The sequence below is a fragment of the Marinobacterium marisflavi genome (assembly GCF_982447095.1).
Window position 1 is genome coordinate 1,854,094 of the sequence record NZ_OZ457898.1, and the last position, 20,327, is coordinate 1,874,420.

Annotated in this window: 19 protein-coding genes and 1 pseudogene; 9 read left to right on the top strand and 11 right to left on the bottom strand. The window is 52.6% G+C overall.

Annotated features, from left to right (window positions below; translation table 11 throughout):
- The first annotated feature begins 7 nt into the window (after positions 1-7).
- Both AC1WNR_RS09150 and AC1WNR_RS09155 read left to right on the top strand, forming a co-directional pair.
- Positions 8-874 (top strand): nitrate- and nitrite sensing domain-containing protein, encoded by an 867-nt coding sequence (locus AC1WNR_RS09150; RefSeq protein WP_481644190.1) that lies wholly within the window; start codon positions 8-10, stop codon positions 872-874.
- 123 nt (positions 875-997) lie between these two features.
- Complete coding sequence (locus tag AC1WNR_RS09155; RefSeq protein WP_481644191.1) at positions 998-1,990, top strand: methyl-accepting chemotaxis protein; 993 nt, start codon at positions 998-1,000, stop codon at positions 1,988-1,990.
- 25 nt (positions 1,991-2,015) lie between these two features.
- Here the strand turns inward: AC1WNR_RS09155 and AC1WNR_RS09160 are convergent, their stop codons facing one another.
- The 3 genes from AC1WNR_RS09160 to AC1WNR_RS09170 are packed head-to-tail and all read right to left on the bottom strand — an operon-like array spanning position 2,016 to position 3,935.
- A complete protein-coding gene (locus AC1WNR_RS09160) occupies positions 2,016-2,450 on the bottom strand; it encodes a GlcG/HbpS family heme-binding protein (protein ID WP_481644192.1) in 435 nt (144 codons plus the stop codon).
- On the bottom strand, positions 2,437-3,456 hold the full coding sequence (locus tag AC1WNR_RS09165) for a DedA family protein (RefSeq protein WP_481644193.1): 1,020 nt from the start codon (positions 3,454-3,456) through the stop codon (positions 2,437-2,439). The genes AC1WNR_RS09160 and AC1WNR_RS09165 overlap by 14 nt, the downstream gene beginning before the upstream one ends.
- Positions 3,456-3,935, bottom strand: a complete 480-nt coding sequence (locus tag AC1WNR_RS09170; protein WP_481644194.1) for an N-acetyltransferase family protein — start codon at positions 3,933-3,935, stop codon at positions 3,456-3,458. The genes AC1WNR_RS09165 and AC1WNR_RS09170 overlap by 1 nt, the downstream gene beginning before the upstream one ends.
- 104 nt (positions 3,936-4,039) lie before the next feature.
- On the opposite strand from AC1WNR_RS09170, the gene AC1WNR_RS09175 reads away from it, so the two are divergent.
- The 3 genes from AC1WNR_RS09175 (at position 4,040) to AC1WNR_RS09185 (ending at position 7,815) form a co-directional block, all read left to right on the top strand.
- On the top strand, positions 4,040-5,185 hold the full coding sequence (locus AC1WNR_RS09175; protein ID WP_481644195.1) for a JmjC domain-containing protein: 1,146 nt from the start codon (positions 4,040-4,042) through the stop codon (positions 5,183-5,185).
- 514 nt (positions 5,186-5,699) lie between these two features.
- Positions 5,700-7,307: an isocitrate lyase gene (locus tag AC1WNR_RS09180; protein WP_481644196.1), complete on the top strand. Its 1,608-nt coding sequence runs from the start codon at positions 5,700-5,702 to the stop codon at positions 7,305-7,307.
- A 121-nt stretch (positions 7,308-7,428) separates the two neighbouring features.
- On the top strand, positions 7,429-7,815 hold the full coding sequence (locus AC1WNR_RS09185; RefSeq protein WP_481644197.1) for a response regulator: 387 nt from the start codon (positions 7,429-7,431) through the stop codon (positions 7,813-7,815).
- Between the two features lie 7 nt (positions 7,816-7,822).
- Here the strand turns inward: AC1WNR_RS09185 and AC1WNR_RS09190 are convergent, their stop codons facing one another.
- Complete coding sequence (locus tag AC1WNR_RS09190) at positions 7,823-9,685, bottom strand: bifunctional sugar phosphate isomerase/epimerase/4-hydroxyphenylpyruvate dioxygenase family protein (RefSeq protein WP_481644198.1); 1,863 nt, start codon at positions 9,683-9,685, stop codon at positions 7,823-7,825.
- Between the two features lie 344 nt (positions 9,686-10,029).
- On the opposite strand from AC1WNR_RS09190, the gene AC1WNR_RS09195 reads away from it, so the two are divergent.
- Positions 10,030-10,239 (top strand): cold-shock protein, encoded by a 210-nt coding sequence (locus tag AC1WNR_RS09195; RefSeq protein ID WP_481644199.1) that lies wholly within the window; start codon positions 10,030-10,032, stop codon positions 10,237-10,239.
- A 536-nt stretch (positions 10,240-10,775) separates the two neighbouring features.
- On the opposite strand, the gene rimK is transcribed toward AC1WNR_RS09195, so the two are convergent.
- Entirely contained in the window at positions 10,776-11,666 is an 891-nt protein-coding gene (gene rimK / locus AC1WNR_RS09200; RefSeq protein WP_481645383.1) for a 30S ribosomal protein S6--L-glutamate ligase, read from the bottom strand.
- An 81-nt stretch (positions 11,667-11,747) separates the two neighbouring features.
- Positions 11,748-12,149, bottom strand: a pseudogene (locus tag AC1WNR_RS09205) (ATP-dependent zinc protease family protein); the annotation flags it as partial.
- Between the two features lie 130 nt (positions 12,150-12,279).
- Between AC1WNR_RS09205 and AC1WNR_RS09210 the strand changes: the two are divergent.
- Positions 12,280-13,545, top strand: a complete 1,266-nt coding sequence (locus tag AC1WNR_RS09210) for an MFS transporter (protein ID WP_481644200.1) — start codon at positions 12,280-12,282, stop codon at positions 13,543-13,545.
- 154 nt (positions 13,546-13,699) lie between these two features.
- Here the strand turns inward: AC1WNR_RS09210 and AC1WNR_RS09215 are convergent, their stop codons facing one another.
- Positions 13,700-14,056: a GGDEF domain-containing protein gene (locus AC1WNR_RS09215; RefSeq protein ID WP_481645384.1), complete on the bottom strand. Its 357-nt coding sequence runs from the start codon at positions 14,054-14,056 to the stop codon at positions 13,700-13,702.
- Between the two features lie 283 nt (positions 14,057-14,339).
- On the opposite strand from AC1WNR_RS09215, the gene AC1WNR_RS09220 reads away from it, so the two are divergent.
- On the top strand, positions 14,340-14,525 hold the full coding sequence (locus tag AC1WNR_RS09220; RefSeq protein WP_481644201.1) for a YgaP family membrane protein: 186 nt from the start codon (positions 14,340-14,342) through the stop codon (positions 14,523-14,525).
- Positions 14,526-14,675: 150 nt separating this feature from the next.
- Here the strand turns inward: AC1WNR_RS09220 and AC1WNR_RS09225 are convergent, their stop codons facing one another.
- From AC1WNR_RS09225 to ylqF, 3 genes are read right to left on the bottom strand one after another with little or no spacing between them, the layout of a single operon-like run.
- Positions 14,676-15,866 carry a BaiN/RdsA family NAD(P)/FAD-dependent oxidoreductase gene (locus AC1WNR_RS09225; RefSeq protein WP_481644202.1) on the bottom strand — a complete coding sequence of 397 codons (1,191 nt, stop codon included), beginning with the start codon at positions 15,864-15,866 and terminating at the stop codon, positions 14,676-14,678.
- Positions 15,867-15,875: 9 nt separating this feature from the next.
- A complete protein-coding gene (locus AC1WNR_RS09230) occupies positions 15,876-16,196 on the bottom strand; it encodes a hypothetical protein (RefSeq protein WP_481644203.1) in 321 nt (106 codons plus the stop codon).
- A gap of 21 nt (positions 16,197-16,217) precedes the next feature.
- The gene (gene ylqF / locus AC1WNR_RS09235; RefSeq protein WP_481644204.1) at positions 16,218-17,162 is read right to left on the bottom strand and encodes a ribosome biogenesis GTPase YlqF; all 945 of its coding nucleotides are present in this window, start codon (positions 17,160-17,162) and stop codon (positions 16,218-16,220) included.
- Between the two features lie 98 nt (positions 17,163-17,260).
- Between ylqF and AC1WNR_RS09240 the strand changes: the two genes are divergently transcribed.
- On the top strand, positions 17,261-18,472 hold the full coding sequence (locus AC1WNR_RS09240; RefSeq protein WP_481644205.1) for an EAL and HDOD domain-containing protein: 1,212 nt from the start codon (positions 17,261-17,263) through the stop codon (positions 18,470-18,472).
- A 63-nt stretch (positions 18,473-18,535) separates the two neighbouring features.
- Here AC1WNR_RS09240 and AC1WNR_RS09245 read toward each other — a convergent pair whose 3' ends face one another.
- The gene (locus AC1WNR_RS09245) at positions 18,536-20,293 is read right to left on the bottom strand and encodes a methyl-accepting chemotaxis protein (RefSeq protein ID WP_481644206.1); all 1,758 of its coding nucleotides are present in this window, start codon (positions 20,291-20,293) and stop codon (positions 18,536-18,538) included.
- Between the last annotated feature and the right edge of the window lie 34 nt (positions 20,294-20,327).

A 20,327-nucleotide genomic window follows, 5' to 3' on the forward strand; every position in this document is an offset into this window, starting at 1 on the left:
ATTCCAAATGAAGCTACTAGGCCGTTTCTCACTCGTTAAGATCAACTTCGCCAGTTCCATTCTAGCTGCGATCGTAATTCTGCTACTCGCCGCCCTTGCGATTAGCGTTGAGCTAACAGAGAGACGCAACGCCTTGAATGACCTGCGTTTGCTCGAAGCGCTCAAAGCCCTCGACAATGTTGCCCATCAACATGCAGTTGAGCGCGGTCTTACCGCCGGTTTCCTCGGTAACCCCTCCGATGAAGCCCGCGCCAAGGTAACTAAACAGCGCTCTAACGCAGATGCTGCTGTACAGACTCTGGACGAGGTGATCGCTACGCTCTCCAGTGATTTTCCCGCGGTTGCAAACTCAACAGAGCTGCTGCGTCAGCAATTAAATGGAAAACCCAAACTACGCCGTGAAGTTGATGCCCTCTCAGGCGCCAATGCTTTTGGCTTCTACAGCCAAGCTAACCGTCTCGCGATTGATGCCCTTGGCAGCCTCACCAACGAAATTAGCTCTAACGCGGTCAATACCGACCTAGCAATGGCACAACTACTCGGGAAATACAAAGAGCGTGCGGGCCAAGTCCGCGGCAAGATCAACGGCACACTTGCACGTAAGGCGATCAACGATGCTACCCGTGCAGAGGTACGGGGTTACCAGCAGGAGATGGAGTTGATTGTCAGTTACCTAGAGAATCAGGTGAGCGGCGATCGCTTAGAGAAGGCTCGCGCTGTGCTAAGCGACTCCACCAGCCAGCAGATCTCCGCCATCCTCCAACAGGTGCTGGGCGACTCTCCCAACTTCGATCAACTTCCAGCCCCTGCGGAGTGGTTCCCGCTGGCAACCAAGCAGATCGGCGGCGTTAAAAAGCTTCTTGATGAGGAGTGAGCCGCCATTGAAAGCCAGGCGCAGAGAAGTGCTGCAGCAGCCAATCTAAAACTTTGGCTTACTATAGGTCTGCTGATTATTGCGATTATTCTTTTGAGTTGGGTCAACCTAGGATTCGCCTCCGTGCTGCGCAACTCCCTGCGTCGACTAACACAACAGCTGCAGCAGATCGCTGGTGGGAGAGACCTGAGCATCAAACTCGATACCGACTCAAAAAATGAGTTGGGAGAGATCGCTCGAGCGGTTCAGCAGACACTGGATGCAGTTGAGTCGACACTGAAGGAGTTGATCGACTCTGTCAGCGCCAGCGGCACCCTGGTGACCGAGCTGGATAGCTCTAGCGATCATTTGCTCGGCAACGCCAGGGAGACTCAGCGCGTCTCTACTAGCATCTCCTCGGCGGTTGAGGAGAATGCAGCAACCGCCTCCGAGATCGCCAACGCGGCTGCCTCCACTCTGGATGCTGTGCGTGAGCTCGGCGATAGCAGCAACGAAAATCAGCAGCGCTTCAGCGACACCTTGCAGAAGATGGACGCACTGCAGCAGAGCGCGCAGGATATCGCCGGACTCAGTAACAAACTCGACTCTCAGGTCGACCAGATAACCGACGCAGTAAAAACGATCAATGTGCTGTTTGAACAGACCAACCTACTGGCCCTAAATGCCTCGATTGAGGCTGCTCGCGCCGGTGAGCAAGGACGTGGTTTCTCGGTGGTTGCAGATGAGGTGCGCAGTCTGGCCCTGAAATCGCTCGAATCTTCTGAGCGCATCTCCGAAGTGCTTGCCTCTCTGCAGCAGGCTAGCGCCGCAATTAGTCGCAGCTCCGAACAGAATGGTGAACTAAACGCTCAGGCTGCCGAGCAGATGCTGGCATCGCAAGCATCGATGGCGCAGATGAACGAGGTGATGGCCAATCTAGAGTCCATGGCGACCAGTGTCGCGACGGCCTCAGAGGAGCAATCCACAGTTTCAGCGGTGATTGCTCAGGATACAGCCTCTGTACTGGACGCCTCAAACGCCAGTTTGGAACTCTCTGAAAAGTTGCAGACGATGAGTAAAACCTACCGCGACTCAAGCGAGCATATGCTAGGAGTCGCACGCAAATTCAAGGTGTAAAGCGCAGAATAAAAGGCTCTGCAGCTCAATCCTGCTGTTCAGCCAGAAACTTATCCAGCGCCGCTTGGGCCACCTGATGGTCCTCTGGCGCTTTAGCTCCGGCAACACCGATGGCCCCGATCGTCTCCCCTTCAACCTGCACAGGAATACCCCCGGCAATTAAGCTCACTTTCGGATTCTGCGCTAATCCCTGCATCACTAACGGTCGCTCGCCAACGATATCGTCCCATTTAACAGTCGGCCAGCCATAGCTCGCTGCGGTATAGGCTTTACGCTGAGCAAACTCAAGCGAGGCGTCAGGCGCTTTGGGATTACGCAGGAGTGCCAGGGGCAGGCCGGCACTGTCTACCACAATCACATTCATCGCAAAACCCAGCTCATCAGCACACTGCTGGCCAAGCTGGGCCAATCGGTGTGCAGCCTCCACTGTCAAACTGCGCTTGGTCTCAAATAACGCCATGGGTACTCCCCTCGGTATGCTTGTGTTGTTTATGGTAGAGCTCGATCAGCAGCCCCATCAGCAGCAGCGCTAGCAGTAGAAGCGACAGATAGCTCAGAAAACTACTCGCCATGTCAAAATCACTGCCGACTAGATAGCCCAGCCCAAAATAGATAAATAACCAGACCACCCGCCCAAGCACAGCGTAGCTCAGAAACAGGCGCAAACGGATACCCGATGAGCCAGCCAGTAGGCTCGCAACCGCACTGATGTGAGCCACCAGCGACCGTGTCAGCAAAAGCGTTAAGCCACCCCAACGCTCAAACAGGTGCAGCACGCGCACGCGATTCGCGGCGGTGTAACCGACCCAACGCCCATATCGAACAAGCTTGGCATCATCCGTCTTGCGGCCCACTAAATAGATCAACAGATCACCGGCTACCGCCGCTGCCAAGATTGTTAGAGCGGTCGGGATACCCGACATCAAACCATCAAACGAGAGCACGCCGGTCAACGCCGCCAACGGCCCTGCAGGCACCGGCATTCCGAGCGCGCCAAGAAAGACGATAATGACTAAGACCACTAATCCGTATGTCTGAAGCCAATCAAGGAGTAAGGTCTCAAAACGCTGATAGAGGCTTGGCTCGCCCTGCTCTTCCATCTGCTGTTCAAGCGGTACCAACCGCTGAAGCTGCGCAATCAAAATCAGCTCATCCAGCCCCATCTCAGCGGCCAGGGTTTTAACCTTGGTTACTGAACTCGGCAGCTCGGTGCGCCCCAATGCCTGTAGTAGCGCACTCTCCCTGATACCGAAACGCGAGATCAGCTCGTCGACGCGGGTGTAAGCGCGCAGGTCTGCTGCCTGCTCAACCCCAAGGGTACGTGCACTCGAGAGCACCTGATAGGTACGCCAAGTTTTGTTGGCCAGATAGATTTGCGCCAGCGCCAATAGCATTAGCAGGGAAACAAGCACCTTAAGACTGATGGGAGGCAGGTGCGCAAGGCGATGAAAACGCGGCAGGTGCATTAACGCAGTTTTTTCTGCCAGAAGAGAGCTTCACCGCCAGTTTCACCTACCTCATAGCCTTTGAAACCGAGTCGACGATAGGCTGACTGTGCTCTACCGTTGTCCTCCAGGACCTCTAAGGTGATCTTGCAACAGTTAAGCGCGCGCGCCTGCTGTTCAACCGCATCAAACAGCATCTCAAGTGCGCCGGCACCACGCACCGACGGCGCTACATAGACATCATGAATATTGATCAGAGGGCGGGCATTAAAGGTGCTGAATCCAGTGAAAGCGTTGAGCAGCGCGACGGGCTCCCCTTGCTCGCGGACAACAAAGGAGTAGGCACCCGGAATTTTAGCGAGCTCCGCCGGCAGCGATTCGCGTACCTGCTGACTAAGCGAAACTCCACCGCCTAACGGCTCTTCGGCATAGGCATTGAGCAGGCTGACTAGCGCAGCTGCATCTTCAGAATCGCGGTAATCAACTCGTTTAATCTGCATCGTTCACCTCAAAGAAAAATAACGCGCAAAGTGTATCAGACTATGGCTGCAGAAGCGGCTGAGATACACTGCGCACTTCAAAACTGAAACAAGTGAAAAGTAACATGAGCGAACTATATGAGATAAGTTGGGGCGAACTAACCCCCGAACGCTTTCTGGCGGAATTCTGGCAGAAGCGACCTGTACTGATTCGCCAGGCTTTTCCTGACTTGGAGCCGGTTCTAGAGGCGGATGAGCTAGCTGGCTTGGCACTTGAACCAGAAGTGGAGTCACGTCTGATCAGCTTCAAACCCCAAAGCGGTGCGTTCGACCTACGCAAAGGTCCATTCACTGAGGAGGACTTTGCCACGCTGCCCGAGTCTCACTGGACTTTACTGGTTCAAGCAGTGGATCACTACGTAGAGGCCGCGAGTGAGCTTTTAGAGAGCTTCACCTTTATCCCGCGCTGGCGTATTGATGATTTGATGATCAGTTATGCGACAGTCGGTGGCGGCGTCGGTCCGCACTACGACAACTATGACGTCTTTCTGCTGCAGGCCGGCGGCAAGCGCCGTTGGGAAATCGGCGGCATTGAGTCTAGTCAGTCGCCACGCATTCCAGAGATTCCACTGATGATTCTGAGTGAGTTTGAGGCTTTGGAAAGTTACGAGCTCGAACCCGGCGATATGCTCTATCTACCACCTCAGGTTGCGCACAACGGCGTTGCCACCTCACCGGACTGCGTCACCTACTCTATTGGCTTCAGGGCCCCCTCGGATGCAGAGATGCTGAGGTCATTCTCTGATCAAATTGGCGAGAAGCTCAGTAGTGAAGCGCGCTATACAGATCCTGAATTAACTGTAACTGCGAATCCGGGCGCTATCGACCCGGCAGCACTCGCGACGGTCCGTTCACGCCTGAGCGCGCTGCTCGATGATTCTGAGGCGCTGGCGCACTGGTTTGGCCAATATGTCTCTGAACCGAAATACGCTGAGGATTGCTACCAACCCGATGAGATGGAGACTGCGCACTGGCTCGAGAGCTTGGACGCTGATGAGGGTGTCTATGCACTACCCGATGCGCGCCTGCTCTACATCGAACAACCCGGTGGTCTTCTGCTCTTCTGCAATGGAACAGAGTTGGATACGAGCGGGTGCGACCCAGAGTGGATCACTCAGCTCTGTGATCATCGCGTGAGTGGGCCAATCAATATTTCAAAAGCGAACTGCAAACTCATTAGCAAATTGCACCAAGCAGGTGGGCTCAGCTGAGCCCTATCTGCCCAAATTTCTGCTGGTCAGGATCGCCTCTCTTCGCCCTCAATACTCTACTTTTTTCGTAATACGAAAGACTAAAGCACAAAAATGGTGCGCCGCAATAATCCGTTCAATGTCGCAATAATTACATTAGCGATATCTAATTAGACAAATACCTGAACTCGTTTTTAAGACTCTTTAGGAATTTGATTAGATTATTATCTATTAAAAATGTGATAAAAAAATGCCAGAAAACCTGTACTACTTAAGTTGATGATACTTATTAACAACTATTTATATTATTGTTTTTATTAATTTTTATATAAAAAAATAGCAAACTCGTCTTGTAGTCTGACTACAAAAAACAACCCCGCCTTTTCGCAACTGCAACAAAGCCAATGCTGCTCTGCACAACACCCCTTTGACAGCTTTGCAACCCGCACCCAATATGTCGCTTAACTTAAAGAGCGAATTCACACCGCACTTTAGCAACATGTGAAACACCACATCCCGATAGAGGAAGAAGTAAATGTCGAACTACAAACAAGAGATCGAATCTATCCAGCAGACGTGTAACAAGTACGGTGCTACTTGGGGCGCAATCAGCGCCGAATCTGCGACCCGCATGAAACTCCAGAACCGTTTTAACTCTGGTCTCGATATCGCTAAGTACACTGCAGCGATCATGCGCAAAGACATGGCTGACTACGATGCAGATAGTTCACAGTACACTCAGTCGCTGGGTTGCTGGCACGGTTTCATCGGTCAGCAGAAGCTGATCTCTATCAAAAAGCACTTCGGCACTACCGATAAGAAGTATCTCTACCTCTCAGGCTGGATGGTTGCTGCGCTGCGCTCAGACTTCGGTCCACTGCCAGACCAGTCTATGCACGAGAAAACCTCAGTACCTATGCTGATCGAAGAGCTATACACTTTCCTCAAGCAAGCTGATGCCTGGGAACTGAACCACCTCTTCCGTGAGCTGGACGCTGCGCGTGAAGCGGGTAACCAGACACTCGAAACTGAAACTATCGCTAAGATCGACAACTTCGAAACTCACATCGTGCCTATCATTGCCGACATCGACGCTGGTTTCGGTAACGCTGAAGCAACCTACCTACTGGCTAAGAAGATGATTGAAGCCGGCGCTTGCTGTATCCAGCTGGAGAACCAGGTATCTGACGAGAAGCAGTGTGGCCATCAGGACGGTAAGGTAACTGTTCCTCACGCTGACTTCATCGCTAAAATCAACGCAGTTCGCTACGCATTCCTCGAGATGGGCGTCGATGACGGTGTAATCGTTGCACGTACCGACTCACTCGGTGCTGGCCTGACTAAACAGATCGCTGTAACCAACGAGCCAGGCGACTTGGGTGACCAGTACAATTCATTCCTCGACGGCGACGTTATCAGCAGCGCTGACGACATTGCTAACGGTGACGTTGTAATCAAAGCAAACGGCCAGCTGATGAAACCTAAGCGACTGCAGAGCGGCCTGTTCCAATTCAAGACAGGCTCTGGTGAAGATCGCGTGGTTTTGGACTGTATCACTAGTCTGCAGAGCGGTGCTGACCTGCTGTGGATCGAAACTGAGAAGCCACACGTGCAACAGATCGCTGGCATGGTTAACCGTATCCGTGAAGTGATCCCGAATGCGAAGCTTGTTTACAACAACTCACCATCATTCAACTGGACGCTGAACTTCCGCCAGCAGGTATTTGATGCTTGGAGTGCAGAAGGTAAGGATATGGCTGCCTACGATCGTGCCAAGCTGATGAGCGCGGACTACGATGAGACTGCACTGGGTCAGGAAGCTGATGCACGCATCCAGAGCTTCCAGGCGGACGCTTCTCGCGAAGCGGGTATCTTCCACCACCTGATCACTCTGCCTACGTACCACACCGCGGCGCTCTCTACTGACAACCTGGCAAAAGGCTACTTCGGTAACGAAGGTATGCTGGCATACGCCGGTGGCGTACAGCGCAAAGAGATCCGTCAGGGTATCGCAACGGTTAAGCATCAGGATATGGCTGGCTCTAACATCGGCGACGACCACAAAGAGTACTTCGCGGGTGATGCTGCACTGAAAGCCGGTGGTAAAGATAACACTATGGGGCAATTTGAGAACATCGGCTAAGGCCTAGTCTCTCGAACTCTAAAGCCCGTCTTCTGACGGGCTTTTTTGTGCCTTAAAGTTGGCAGGCAATATGCAAGGCTCTCTATGATCAACACACCGAGCACGAAAAGTAGGAGGGTCTATGGTTGTTGTAATAGATGATGATGGTACCCAAGGGCGGGTGCTGGCAGAGACGATAAAGAACCGTGGTGTGGACGCGCAGAACATCACACACTGGGATCAGTTACAGAAAATATTGATGCGCAAAAGCATCTCTTGCTTAGTGATCGATTACTACCTGCAGGATGGTTGGGCTGGCCCAGAGCTCGCCAAACTACTGCGCAGTTTCGGGCTCGGTGAGGTTCCAATTTTCTTCACCAGCAGCGACAACTCTGAGGTTGTGCGCCGCCAGTGTGAGGCAAGCGGTTTCCCATTTGTTCCCAAGAAGTGGCGCTGGCTGCTAGCTAATCTTGTTGTTGCTCGCGTTCTGCGCCAGCTATCATCAGGGGTAATGCAGCAAGCGCGCTGATAACGCCCTACAGTGTTAGAAGCGCATTCCACTCGTTCAGGTAAGCCTGCGCGGCGAAGCGAATATGAGCGTTCGGTTCGCCGTACCCCTGATAGTTCCCGACACGCTGTACCACCTCAAAGAAGACGCCCTGTACTTCACGGGTGTAGCAATGAAAGAACTCACCCTCGTCATTGCGATCGAACAGTACATTCGCCGCTTTGAGCTTTTCTATCTGCTGCGGCGGCAGTTGGAAGCGCGCCTCAATATCGCGGTAGTAGTTCTCTGGAATCGGCAGAATATTCTGCTCACCGATCTGTGCCGCCATCTTAAAGATATCCTCACAGGCAAAAGCGATCTGCTGCACACCCGATCCGCGTGAGCGCTGAATAAAGCGCTGCGGCGATGCCTGACGCGCCTCGGTCATATTGATTGGTAGTCGCACCTTGCCATTGGGGCTTGAGGCAACCCGACTTGTCACCAAACCATAGATATCTGGTAGGTCCTGGGCGGGATCAATTTTGAAATCGAGCACCGATTTGTAGAAGAAGCTGGCCGAGAGAAACTCAGTGTTGCTGACCGACTGAGCGACATGGTCGACACGCTGGAGGCCAAGATCCGCTGTTTCGACACCTTCAATCTGTTCAAAATCGATATCGAAGAAGCGAAATTTCTTGGAGCGTTCCACCAGATAAACCAGCGAGTCACCAATCCCTTTAATGGCTGGAATATTGAGCTCACCGGGGCCTGTTTGGTTATTGAAGCGACGCATGCGGTAACGGTCCGCGCGCTTCAGAGAGCCTTTGGCATCATTAGTGGTAAACGCCAAAGCACAGACTGAAGCGCCGTGACGCTTGTAGTGCTGATGCGCAGAACTCTCTCGCTCGCGATTGAGCACTAAGTTGATGTCGTTCATCTGCATCAATCCGACATCTTTAGAGACATGGCTGTAGTTCTCTTTGAAGCCGAGCGCCTCCAGCATCTTCAGCAGCGCGTCGCCCTCCTCGCCCTCAATCGCAAATTCGATAAATTCGTAATCGGTCACCTCAGGCTTCGGCTCTTGAATAGCCTCAGGTTGCTGAAGCTGCTCATCTAGCCAGATCATCGAGCGCATACCATCGACAGCACGCTCTCTGGCCGAGGATGCACGGAACTCATCATTGAAGATCTCGTGCGAGATATAGTCATCAAAGCCTTTATCACGAAGTACCTGCATAAACTCTACTACAGGCAGATCACCCTGCCCCGGGAAGCAACGGAAGTGACGGCTGTACTGCAGAAAGTCGTGCATCTGCAGCAGCGGTGCATCTGCGATCTGCACCAATGCAATTTTATCGTTGGTGATCTCATCGCGTAGGCAATCGAGTGTGTTACCGCGCGAGAACATATGGAAGGTATCAAGGTTGATACCCAAAGCCGGATGATCGGCCAGTTTGACGATATTCCAGGCATCTTCATAGTCAGCAGTATGGCGTCCCCAAGCCAGCGCCTCATATCCGACTGTAAAGCCCTCTTTTGCAGCTAGGTCGGCAATATGAGCAAGATCAGCGGCTGCGCGAGCAGGATCATTGATACACAGGGGCGACACGTTTGAGCAGCAGAGCATACGGCGAGTGCCGAGTTCATGCATCATCTCGAACTTGCGCTGGACATAGTATATTTTCTGTTCGCGTATAGGATCGGGGTTAGCTTCTAGATCGCGAAACGGTTGGAGCGCGAGGATATGCAGGCCTAGGTCATCAGCGATCTGCCGTACATCAGCTGGCGTCCCCGAGAACTGTATTAGGTCGTTCTCAAAGATCTCCACAGCATCAAAACCAGCATCAGCTGCGGCTTGGAGCTTATCTGGCAGAGAACCAGACAGAGTGACTGTGGCGATCGCTGTTTTCATAATCCGAATCCTCAATATCCAACGCAGGGACGCTACTTAACCTTCCTTTTAATATTACTAAATTAATTAAATAGTATCTAATAACTTTTGTTATACATGTGCTAGGGCATCGTGAAGCGGACAAATCAATAAATAAAATTGATCAAAAAATTAAAGACAATTGACTTTACAAATATTAATGAGTAACCTTCATTCTGCTCGACGTTTTATCGACTATTTATGCCCACCGTTTCGAAGTATTGCCCAATTCCTCGTCCTGTTTTCATAAGTACACTTAAAAATCTAGCAAGCCGACCGCCTCGATATCGAGACGGAAATTTTTACGAAAATAGGATATCTATCCCATGTCAAATACACATACTGGAACCGTTAAATGGTTCAACGACGATAAAGGTTTTGGTTTTATTGAGCAGGCTTCAGGCCCTGATGTCTTTGCCCACTTCAAGGCGATCACGGGCGACGGCTTCAAAACCCTTAAAGAAGGTCAGCAAGTAGAGTTCACTGTCTCTCAGGGCCAGAAAGGGCCACAGGCTGACAATATTCGTGTGATCTAACACCGATTGCCCGCTTCAGGGGGGCTTTTAACAAGTCCCCCAAATTTTCCTTGCGACCTCTCTTGTTTCAAATCTAATTCAACCTGCTTGGGTTGTGACCTGAGTACTCATTTGCATCCGATGCGGCCACCTCGGCACCGCGGATCGCAAATTCCCCAGAACATACAGATTTCACACTCTTGCTCTCATTGAAAAAGAGAGATCATCGCTCAACCCAACGTCTAGGTATGCGCTTGAAAGGGCTCCATACCACTAGGTGTTACTGAGACAGAACAACATGGACAACTATCTGATTACACTGCACTCTGATGGTAGCATTATGTGTGCGGAAAACCGGCACGGGCTTCTGTGCTTCAAAACAGACACAGAAACACTCGAACAATGGACACTGCGATGTTCGCAGCAATTGAGCACTGGCTCATCGCTGAGCGAGGCGGCTGAGATCCGGCGCTGACCCTTGTAGACACCTCGCCGCCAGACTAGGTGTCACAGAGCTTTTCGCGTCAGCAAGTCGTAAATGCACCTCGCTGTTTAGGCTACTTACGGCGTTTAGCGATGCGCTTCTCTATTTCAGCGATCATCGCGCCGGCCATATCCATGCCAGTTGCATACTCTATGCCCTCAAGGCCGGGAGATGAGTTCACCTCGAGCAACAGCGGACCTCGACTCGAACGGATAATATCGACACCGGCGACCTGCAGACCAAGAGTCTTGGCAGCTTTGATCGCCAGTTTACGCTCATCCGGTGTGATCTTAACAACAGCCGCGCTACCACCTTGGTGGATATTGGCACGAAACTCACCGGGTGCTGCTGTGCGTTGAATCGACGCGACCACCTTGCCATCAATCACGAAGCAACGCAGATCCTTACCCTGAGCCTCTTTAACAAACTCCTGCACCAACAAGTTTGCTCGTAGAGATTTAATTGCATTGATCACCGACTCCGCCGCTTTATCGGTCTCAGCGAGCACTACACCGCGCCCTTGAGTACCCTCCAACAGTTTCACAATGAGTGGCGCACCACCCACCATCGAGATCAAATCCTCAGTCTCCATTGGCGAGTTAGCAAAACCACTGACCGGGATGTCCAGGCCACTTTTTTGCAGTAGCTGCAGCGAGTAGAGCTTATCGCGGGACATGGTAATGGCGTCAGCCGTGTTCTGAGTGTAAACACCCAAACTATCGAAGTGACGCGTCAGCGCACAGCCATAAAAAGTGATAGACGGACGGATGCGCGGGATAACCGCGTCCAGGCCAGTCACTACGTCTCCACCGCGGTAGTGAATCTCTGGATTCTCGGCATCCAGCTTCATGTAACACTGTTTGATATCGAGGAACACCATCTCATGCCCACGCTCCTCGCCCGCTTCCATCAGGCGGCGGTTAGAATAGAGCTCGGGGTTGGAGGCCAGCACACCGATACGCAGACCTTTCGCCGCGCGCTCAGAGACACCGTACATCTTGCGCACCTCTGTGATGGAGAGATCGCCCAGGTTAAAGTGGGCGCTTGGGTCGACCAGCATCCGACCCTGCATCGCCTCGCGTCCCAGCAGCATGCGGTAGCCCATGGTATCGCGATTGGTCAGCGTCAATTCGATATCCCAGTTCTGACCACCGAGAAACATGGGTACACGAATCACATAGCGCCGCTCAGATGTGCCGTTGGAACTGCGAATAGTGCGACGATCCACCACGGGGGACTCACAGCGCAGCACTGTGGTGTCACTCTTCTGAATGGGGTGGATATCGAAACTGACCCACTGCTCGCCGTTACGGTTAAATGAACGGATATTGAACGCGTGTAGCGCCGAGGTTTTTGCACCCGAGTCTACGCGGGCTTTGACAGCATGAATGCTCAGCGTTGGAAACGCACACCACTCTTCACTACCAACAATAATACGATCTTCCATTAATTCTCCTCCGTGGGAGCATATATCCGGGTAAAAAAGTTCCGCGAGAATAGTGTAAAAAGTAGACACTTCATAGGAATTTTTCCGCCAAACTGGTTATAGTTCGTCAATTGTTTGCGGAGAAATATTCATGTCAGTTGCAGCCACCTCCCAAAGCCGAATGATCACGCCGGTGTTGATCGCAAGCTGTATCATTCTGCTGCTCGGATTCTCTATCCGTGCCTCCTTTGGCTTGTTCCAAATTCCGATCGCTCAAGAGTTTAACTGGTTGCGAGCTGACTTCTCCTTTGCAATCGCTATCCAAAACCTCGCCTGGGGCATAGGTCAGCCGCTCTTTAGCGCGATCGCCGAGAAGTTTGGTGATCGTAAAGCGATCGTTCTTGGTGTGGTCTGCTATGCGATTGGTCTGTTTATCTCAGCTTTCGCTATCACGCCAGGGCAGCATCAATTCCTGGAGATTTTAGTTGGATTTGGTATCGCCGGTACTGGCTTCGGCGTACTGCTAGCGATTGTTGGCCGCGCAACGCCCGCTAAGCACCGTTCAATGACGCTGGGTATCACGACCGCAGCGGGTTCCGCAGGTCAGGTTATCGGCCCTCCTGTCGTACAGATGCTGCTAAACAACTTCGTTTGGCAGGAAGTCTTTGTAATTATGGCGGTGGGTATTTTAGCTGTGATGCTGCTTCTACCGTTCATCAAAGCGCCCTCGGATGACAGCAGCGCACCCACCACAGACTCCATGGGAACAGTGGTCAGAAACGCCATTAAAGATAAAACCTTCATCTTTATATTTATCGGCTTCTTTAGTTGCGGTTACCAACTCGCCTTTATCACCGCGCACTTTCCCGCCTTTATTACCGAAGTGTGTAGCGTTATAGAACCAACGAGCCTAGTTCGCTCGCTGGGGATCACCACAGCTTCAGGCCTGGGAGCAGCAGCCATCGCGTTTGTCGGCTTCGCCAATATTGGCGGTACTATTTTGGCCGGTTGGTTAGGCGCGAGACATTCGCGTAAGTATCTGCTGGCGAGTATCTACGCGGGACGCACGATCGTTGCCGCGGTCTTTATTCTCTCGCCTATCACACCGGAATCGGTGGTTATCTTCTCCATTCTGATGGGTGCTCTGTGGCTTGCGACTGTACCGCTAACGTCGGGGCTGATTGCCCAGATCTACGGCCTGAAGTACATGGGCACACTTTACGGACTGGTCTTCTTCTCGCACCAGCTAGGTGGATTCATTGGAGTCTGGCTGGGCGGCACGCTCTACGACGCTTACGGCAGCTACGACGTCGTCTGGTGGGTCGGCATAGGCGTCGGGGCACTCTCAGCGATTATCCATCTGCCGGTGGATGAGCGCCCAATGGCTGAGCGCAATACGGGGCTACAGCCCGCCTAACTTCTCGTCAGGGTCAGGCGATTTGAACGCGGTCGCGCCCTTTAGCTTTAGCTAAATAAAGGGCGCCATCGGTGATCTCAATCTAGCGCTCGAGGTTCGCCAAACTAGCCTGATGCTGGCTCAATCCAATTGAGACAGTGACGGCTGGCACATTTTAGAGCTTCGTTTCGCGAATGGCAGTTCTGAGCCGGTCTGCTAATGTTTCCGCCTCCTGCTCTTCGGTGTCGGGTAAAAGAATCAAAAACTCCTCCCCTTCGAAACGCCCCAAGAGATCGGATTCACGTAACTGCTGCTGCGCGATTTTCACAACCTGTTTTAAAACGTTATCCCCGACTAGATGCCCGTAGTTGTCGTTAACCTGTTTAAATCGGTCAATATCCAACATCAACAAAGTACTTGTGGTCTGATCGAGCTGTCGCTTCAAACGCGAGAACTCCTGTACAGCAAGACGTTCCCACCCCTCACGATTAAGGCAGCCAGTTAAACCATCCAGATCGGCCCGCTTGGCAATTTATGCGAGTTTCTGATTCTCAAGTTCAAAGCGTGAAAGATGCTGCGCCATCCACAGGTTGCCAGCACTCGATATCGAGAACAGTGTACGGGGACTGGTTGAGTTGCATGATCTTCTCTATCTTAAACAAAAAGAGCGCAATAACTGCATATGTACTCTCCGAGTCTCCTGTCGATGCCGTGCTCTGTCGGTAATAAGATTTACTCAGCTTAGTCTAAAATTGTGCTTTCGCGAGCGCAGAATCGCGCTATGCTTGATACAAATCACAAAAGGGAGAGTTCAGATGAAACTCAATGTTGGCGGTATCGATAAAATTCTACGCGTTATTCTGGGTGTAGCGCTGATCGCGGCTGCGGCAACCGGTGCGCTGCCTGTGTGGGGTTACATTGGCATCGTGCCGCTGGTGACCGGTCTAGTGAACTTCTGCCCGCTCTACACGGTGCTCGGTTTTAGCTCACGCAAAGGGTAAATGTAGGTCGCCTCTTGAGGCGACACACTGTGGGAGCGATCTGCGGCACCAGCCGTAGGTTCGCGACCTTGGAGTAGATGTCGGGTCGACACCCGACCTACCATCAATCTAGGTCGCCTCTTGAGGCGACATCTGGCCTTTGTAGCGACCCTAAACAGCCTGCCCGCAGCAAAACCCGCTGGCCCAAGCCCACTGGAAGTTATGCCCACCCAGGTGGCCAGTAACATCTAGACACTCCCCTATAAAGAAGAGCCCCGGCGCCTTTTTAGCTTCGAACGTCCTCTGTGAGACCTCATTCGTCTCTATACCACCGATGGTAACCTCGGCCGTGCGGTAACCCTCAGTCCCTGAGGGTTTAACCTGCCAGTGTTTAAACGCTCTCGCGATCTCATCGATGCGTTCGTTGCTTAACTGAGTGAGCTCGCCCGATAGCTGCCAAATTTCGCACAGAACCTGTGCCGTTCGTTTACTCATATGTTCGCTTAGGCTGCGCTCGAGGCTCCAACGCGGATGCTCGCCGCGCTGATTTTTCAACAGCTCAGCCAGATCCAGATCCGGTAGAAGATCGATCTCAACAGTCGACCCCGGTGCCCAGTACGAGGAGATCTGCAGCACAGACGGCCCACTAATACCGCGGTGAGTAAACAGAATCGGCTCTTTAAAGCTCATACCGTTGCAGCTCACTCTGGCCGGCTGCGCCACACCCGAGAGCTCTTTCAGTGGTGTCAGCAGGTCGGGTTGCAACGTAAACGGAACTAGCGCAGCGCGTCGATCGGTGACAGCCATGCCAAAGCGCTCGGCTAACTCATAGGCAAAACCGGTTGCCCCACCGTTGGGGATAGAGAGACCACCGGTGGCAATCACTAGCGATTCACAATCAACAACGCCGCGTGCTGTGGCCACTTTGTAGCCAGACGCCTGCGGATCAACCTGTTCAATCGCACAGCCGATCTCAAGCTGCACGCCCGCCCAATCCGCCTCTGTCAGCAGCATCTGAAGAATCTCTTTCGAAGAGACATCGCAAAACAGCTGCCCCGGTGTCTTCTCGTGATAGTCGATACCGTGACGATCGACCATATCGACAAAATCCTGCGGCTTATAACGGCTCAACGCGGACTTACAAAAGTGTGGATTAGACGAGAGAAAGTTAGCCGGTGTTGAGAACATATGAGTGAAGTTACAGCGCCCGCCACCCGACATCAGGATTTTGCGACCGGCCTTATTGGAGTGCTCCAATAGCAGCACCGAGCGCCCACGGTAACCGGCCGTGATTGCGCACATCAGCCCCGAGGCGCCAGCACCAATAACAACAACATCAACCTGTTGCGGCAGACTGCTCATGCTTGCTACTTATACCTGTTCGGCGCTGTCGTCGCTGTTGCTCTGTTCCTGATCCCGCTTCTGCGCGTTGAGCTTGCGGATCTTATCGGCCAAACGTCCGCCACTGCGCTCTCCTCGGCGACCCGCTTCGGTATCGCGCTCAATGGCAGACTTAGTCGGTTTAGCTTTGATGCGTTTCTGCTCCACCGACTGATGCTTTTTCTTCTTCGCCATTGCGCGCTGTTTGCGGCTTTCATAGCTATCCGGATCGGCCAGACGCTCCTGTTTTTTGGGCGTCTTGTCCAGCACGATCTTGTTCGCCATACGGCGCTGTTTCTTTAAACGTGTCATATTAAATCTCTACCTAAAACCTTAGCGCTGGCGCTTATCAGATTGTTTTTCAGACTGCTTAAGCGCAGCTTCTGCAGCAGCAGCTTCTGCCTCAGCGGCAGCGATTTCTGCCGCGATGCGGTCTTTCTCGCGCCACTCCTCGACCTGTTCAAAGCTGATACGGCCCAACTTACCCGAGCGCATTTCGTTCATCAGGATCTCTGCCGCTTTGTGAATATCGACAACTCCGCCAGCACGCAAACAGCCGCGCTTACGGCCAATCGCGTCCAACAACTTTTCACCGGTTTCGGGCATCGCTTTGAGCTTGTAGCGCTCCTGAAGTCGCTCTGGATACGCGTTTAGAATAAAACTCGCCCCGTACACAGCAACCATTTCGTAATCGATCGCTGTATCCTTGATAGCACCACTAACCGCCAATCTGTAACCCGAGTCCTGATCCTCGATCTTCGGCCAGAGAATCCCGGGCGTATCCGAAAGCACCATCCCCTGAAACTCGGAGTAGCGTTTGTTTGCCTTGGTTACGGCGGGTTCATTACCCACCTTGGCGATCTTGCGTCCCAGCAGCGCGTTAATCAGCGTTGATTTGCCGACATTGGGAATACCCATAATCATCGCCCGCACAGGACGATCTTTATCGGCGCGGGCTGGCACAGCCTGCTTACAATGCTGAGGAATACGTTTAACAGCCGCTTTATCCGCGGTAGTCAGGGCAATCGCCGTAACCTCTGGCTGGGCATTGAACTCATCCAACCAGCTCTGCGTCACCTCCGGGTCAGCAAGATCGGCTTTGTTGAGTAACTTCAGTACCGGCTTGCCGCGACGCAGTTGCTCTACCAGCGGGTTCTCACTAGAGCGCGGCAAACGCGCATCCAGCACCTCAATAACTATATCGACCTCAGCAATCAGCTCAGCAATCTCTTTGCGAGCCTTGTGCATATGTCCGGGGAACCAGTTAATCCGTTCCATAACTAACCTGAAAAATAATCCAGCGCGCAGTATACCAGCTCAGCCGGTGCGAGACTTCTGATCTATACTCATTTTATCAACCCCGATGGAACAGACTCATGACCGCTGCAAACTCCCAGGTACTGCTTGTTCGCCAACCCATCTTCGACCATGAGCAACGCGTTGTCGGCTATGAACTGCTTGGCAGTGGCGCCGCTTCTGATCTCAATTTGATGGCAGAAGATGATTCGGGCGAACTGATTCTGAGTGTCTACACCACCCTGTCGGAGCACGGTGAAGAGAAGCGTGTACCGGGGTTTGTCACTATCCCTGAGAGTATGATTCTTAACGATCAGCTACCCCAGCTTCCTGCTCGCCAAGTCGTTATGCAGGTCCACTCAGCCGAAGCCACTCGACCTCAACTGGCTGAAAGAGTCCGAAGCTTAGTAGCCGACGGCTACCGCATCGCTATTCAGGTTGACCGACTCACCAAGTCGATTGTGCCACTGCTTGATGCCGTGCAGATCGCGCGCGTTGATGTGAGTACTAAGGATGCCGCCGAGATTGCTAAATGGGTCAAGGTACTGCGCGGTCATAAAGTGGCTGTGATGGCGGTACAGATCGCCAGTATGGATCAGCTCGGAGAGTGTATCGAAGCCGGTTGTAAACTGTTTGAGGGCAGCTTCTTAAGTAAACCGAAGGTGGTTAAAGGCCGCAAGATCAACGCCAATGAGGTGGCGCTGATGCAGCTAATACAATCACTTCAAAAACCTAACGTAAAGCCCGAGGAGATCGAGCAACTGGTCATGCGCGACCCTGTGCTCACCTACAAACTATTACGCATCGTCAACTCCGCAGCCTACTCGCTGGTGCGTAAAGTCGAATCCATCGCAGAAGCGGTAGTGATGCTGGGTATGGAACAGGTAAAAAAGTGGGCCACACTGATTGCAGCGACCAGTCACCAGGAGAAACCTGAAGAGCTATCACGTGCACTACTGATACGCGGACGTATGTGCGAGCTGATTGCTGAAGGGTTGAAGTACCCTAACCCTTCAGGTTTCTTTATGGCCGGTATGATGTCAGGTTTTCATCTAATGTTGGATATCACGCCGGAAGAGCTGATGGATCAAATACCTCTAGGTGAGGACATTCAGCAAGCAGTGCGTGACCGTGCGGGCTTGATGGGCAAAACCATTACCCATGCCATCGCATACGAGGCTGGTGATTGGGATCAGCTACCGGCCGACTTTGATTCAAACGTCTTTGAAAGCGCCTATCGACAGAGCCTGCAGTGGACCAAAGAGGCAATGTTGGCAATGCATGAGGGCTAAGTCGTGTACCTGCAATCTGCGACGCCAGTCGCACGTTCGAGAAACTGGTGTATTCCTGACGTTCTACTCATCCAATAACTGCTTCGGATCAAACCCCATAATCAAGCCACCCCAATGCTGGCCACCGACATAGAGCGGAATCGACAGGTCGTTGAGTACCTCTCCGGTGTCACGCACAAAGGTCTGTAGCAGGAAGGGTTCGGTATGGCTGGCACGGCGTATTTCCGCGCGGTTGCCAGCAAAGATGCGGCGATGACGGCTCTTCAAATTATCCACATCAAAGTTGCCAGTGAGCGCATTGGAGACCTTAGTGTGGTGCGCCGGCGCATACCCTTTACGATCAACCGCAATCGCGTAGATAAACTCCGGGCGCTGCGAGATGAAACTGTCGAACATCGGCCGCAGCAGGCGCTCATAGGCATCCGTGTAGCTCAGGTCGTACTTCTCGGGCTTTTGCCCCTCGTTAGTACGCTGATACTTTTCATCGAAAAGGTTCAGCCCCTGCGCCTGTAGCGATTCTAGCGCCTTACTCACCTTCTCTGCCCAACCGCGTCCGGTCTGAATCATATTTTCGAAGCCGCCGAACCCGATAATAAAGCGCGATAGAAGCTCCTGTGTCTGTTCAGTCGCCAACTCTAGCTCATCGGAGTACACCTTAGACTCCTCCATCTCATCACGGATACCCTCCGACATACGGGTGATTTCAGAGACATTGCTGTGCGACTCTTTGTTGGTGTACGCCAGCTCATCTAGCGCAGCGCTGATACCGGTGAGCTGTCCGCCGACGGCTTCAAATTGATCAATCAGCGCGCCAAAATTGTCGGTTGTATTGCTAATATAATCCTCGGTGTTCTCCACATACCCCAAAATTTGCTTGGCACTGTCGTTGGTATGACCCACCAGCCCCTTCATGGTATTGATGCTGGCGTCGATTTCGCCGGTAGCCTGACTCACTTTCTGCGCCAGAATACGCACCTCATCGGCAACAACTGCAAAGCCACGCCCTGCTTCACCGGCGCGCGCCGCCTCAATTGAAGCATTCAGTGCCAATAGATTGGTCTGGTCGGAGAAGCTCTGTACCGTAGAGACTATCTCCGTCATGCTCGCTGAGTTATCCAGCAGCTTATCCACTGACCCCTGAAAACCAATCACCTGCTCGCGAATCGCACGCACCTGCTCCAGCACTTTGCGCAGCTCGTCACCGGACTGGTTAACGCGCTCTAGGTTGTCGGCATTGTTCTCATTGATGTGCAGCGTCGTCGTGGCAATTTCGCTAATAGCCGTTGTCGCCTCAGAGCTTGATTGAAACACCTGCTGCGCCTGCGACTCCTGTTGTGCTGCCACCACACCCGCCTCCAGCGTCACCTTACGCACACGGGTGGCGCCCAGCGCCACTTGCACTGACCGCCGGCGAGTTTCGGCGATCATTTTCTTTAGACTGTCGGCAAAGGCGTTGTACGCCTGCGCCATCTCAGCAATTTCATCTTGGGTCTGTACTGGTAAGCTAGCCGAGATATCACCATTGCGATCACGTATGCCGGTCAGAACCTCAATCATCGCCCGCACCGGCTTGAGAAATAGATGACGCATAAAACCGATGGTAAAGAGACCTGCCAAAACCGAAAAGGCGATGAGCAGGTAGAGCATCCCATTGATCCATAGTGTAGCGCTCGGATCTAGCGTTTCTCCCTCTGACGGGAGGTGTACCAGGACCAGTAGTGCGATCAGTATGGGCGGGATAGAGACGAAGAGAAGATTACCCACAATCTTCTTCGTCAGACTATTGAAGAAGGTTTTCTCGATACTGCGATACAGGCTCATGAAGGACTCCGACCGAAACTATCAACAAGTTGCC

Coding starts and splice junctions, on each gene's coding strand:
- AC1WNR_RS09150 (WP_481644190.1), top strand. CDS start 8: ATGAAGCTACTAGGCCGTTTCTCACTCGTTAAGATCAACTTCGCCAGT.
- AC1WNR_RS09160 (WP_481644192.1), bottom strand. CDS start 2,450: ATGGCGTTATTTGAGACCAAGCGCAGTTTGACAGTGGAGGCTGCACAC.
- AC1WNR_RS09165 (WP_481644193.1), bottom strand. CDS start 3,456: ATGCACCTGCCGCGTTTTCATCGCCTTGCGCACCTGCCTCCCATCAGT.
- AC1WNR_RS09170 (WP_481644194.1), bottom strand. CDS start 3,935: ATGCAGATTAAACGAGTTGATTACCGCGATTCTGAAGATGCAGCTGCG.
- AC1WNR_RS09175 (WP_481644195.1), top strand. CDS start 4,040: ATGAGCGAACTATATGAGATAAGTTGGGGCGAACTAACCCCCGAACGC.
- AC1WNR_RS09180 (WP_481644196.1), top strand. CDS start 5,700: ATGTCGAACTACAAACAAGAGATCGAATCTATCCAGCAGACGTGTAAC.
- AC1WNR_RS09185 (WP_481644197.1), top strand. CDS start 7,429: ATGGTTGTTGTAATAGATGATGATGGTACCCAAGGGCGGGTGCTGGCA.
- AC1WNR_RS09190 (WP_481644198.1), bottom strand. CDS start 9,685: ATGAAAACAGCGATCGCCACAGTCACTCTGTCTGGTTCTCTGCCAGAT.
- AC1WNR_RS09195 (WP_481644199.1), top strand. CDS start 10,030: ATGTCAAATACACATACTGGAACCGTTAAATGGTTCAACGACGATAAA.
- AC1WNR_RS09210 (WP_481644200.1), top strand. CDS start 12,280: ATGTCAGTTGCAGCCACCTCCCAAAGCCGAATGATCACGCCGGTGTTG.
- AC1WNR_RS09220 (WP_481644201.1), top strand. CDS start 14,340: ATGAAACTCAATGTTGGCGGTATCGATAAAATTCTACGCGTTATTCTG.
- AC1WNR_RS09225 (WP_481644202.1), bottom strand. CDS start 15,866: ATGAGCAGTCTGCCGCAACAGGTTGATGTTGTTGTTATTGGTGCTGGC.
- AC1WNR_RS09230 (WP_481644203.1), bottom strand. CDS start 16,196: ATGACACGTTTAAAGAAACAGCGCCGTATGGCGAACAAGATCGTGCTG.
- ylqF (WP_481644204.1), bottom strand. CDS start 17,162: ATGGAACGGATTAACTGGTTCCCCGGACATATGCACAAGGCTCGCAAA.
- AC1WNR_RS09240 (WP_481644205.1), top strand. CDS start 17,261: ATGACCGCTGCAAACTCCCAGGTACTGCTTGTTCGCCAACCCATCTTC.
- AC1WNR_RS09245 (WP_481644206.1), bottom strand. CDS start 20,293: ATGAGCCTGTATCGCAGTATCGAGAAAACCTTCTTCAATAGTCTGACG.